At 45.1% G+C, this 1,297-nt stretch carries 2 protein-coding genes; one reads left to right on the plus strand and one right to left on the minus strand.

Annotated elements, in window-relative coordinates; translation table 11 throughout:
* Positions 1-74 precede the first annotated feature (74 nt).
* Complete coding sequence (locus A3739_RS05800) at positions 75-608, plus strand: YhcB family protein (protein ID WP_068476210.1); 534 nt, start codon at positions 75-77, stop codon at positions 606-608.
* 3 nt (positions 609-611) lie between these two features.
* On the opposite strand, the gene A3739_RS05805 is transcribed toward A3739_RS05800, so the two are convergent.
* Positions 612-1,297, minus strand: a 686-nt coding sequence (locus A3739_RS05805) for a Nif3-like dinuclear metal center hexameric protein (RefSeq protein ID WP_068500649.1), incomplete at its 5' end; no start/stop codon positions are given.

Consider the following 1,297-nt stretch of genomic DNA (forward strand, 5'->3'; position numbering starts at 1 on the left):
TGAGCAGTGTTGTCATGTAAGACAAAGGGTTTTAGTATCCAATCACGTCAATTAAAGAAACAAGCAGGTTATTTGTGACAGAAACGAGCATTCAAGTTATCGCAGCGTTAGGTTTATTTAGCTTAGGATTAGTTATCGGCGTTCTCGTGCAACGAAGCACTAAAGGCGATGGCCGAAAGATTGCTCGCCTCCAAGCAAAACTCAACGAAACCGAAGAACGCTTTACGCGTTATCAAGCTGATGTAACTGCCCATTTCATGGACACTGCACGCAAGGTGCAAACACTGAATAAAAGCTACAAAGACGTTCACGAACAACTTGCGAGTGGTGCTCGTAAGTTGTGCGAAGATGACGAGATAGAAAGCGTGTTATCGCTAAGCTTCAACGCAAGCAAAACGCCCTCTCACCGAGGCCACACGATCGACATAGCTAATAATGACGTTACACCACCAATGGATTACGCACCGAAAGATAAGCCTGAAGAAGAAGGTACGCTGTCTGAGGGTTATGGCTTTGAAGGGCAACAAAATGCGCCTAATGAATTTAACGAAGATTTAGAGCAGCAATATAAAGGCGAAGAACAAAAACGCCCAACGTCTGACGCTTAAGCGTCAGACTGGATTATCGATATCAACAAAAACGAAATCGAGATCAAACTTATCCTGTAAATACTCACCTAGCGCTTTTGCGCCATATCGTTCGGTAGCATGATGGCCAGCCGAGATATAAGCCACTCCCGTTTCACGCGCAATGTGCACAGTCGGTTCTGAAATCTCACCACTGATATATGCATCTACACCAAGCGCTACCGCCTTATCAATCATGCTCTGCGCACCACCGGTACACCAAGCAACCGTTTTGATTTCTTTATCTGAAGCACCAATACTCAGCGCATCACGTCCCAACACAGCGCTCACATGCTTAGTTAAATCGCTTAACACCATAGGTGTTGGTAGAGAACCCACTAACCCAACACTAAACTTATTATCTGGTTCCATCCCGCCGCTGGTTTCGAAACCAAGCAAACGACCTAACTCAGCATTATTGCCCAGTGTAGGATGCACATCTAGCGGAAGGTGATACGCAAATAGATTAATATCGTGATCAAGTAAGGCCTTAATTCGATTGCGCTTAATACCCGTAATAGCCTCTGACTCACCTTTCCAGAAGTAACCGTGATGAACCAAGATCGCATCGGCGTTTTCTTTGATGGCAACATCAATTAGGTCTTGAGACGCAGTCACACCACCGACGATTTTTGAAATCTGACTAGCACCTTCGACTTGAAGACCATTTG

The sequence above is a fragment of the Oleiphilus sp. HI0067 genome, assembly GCF_001635735.1.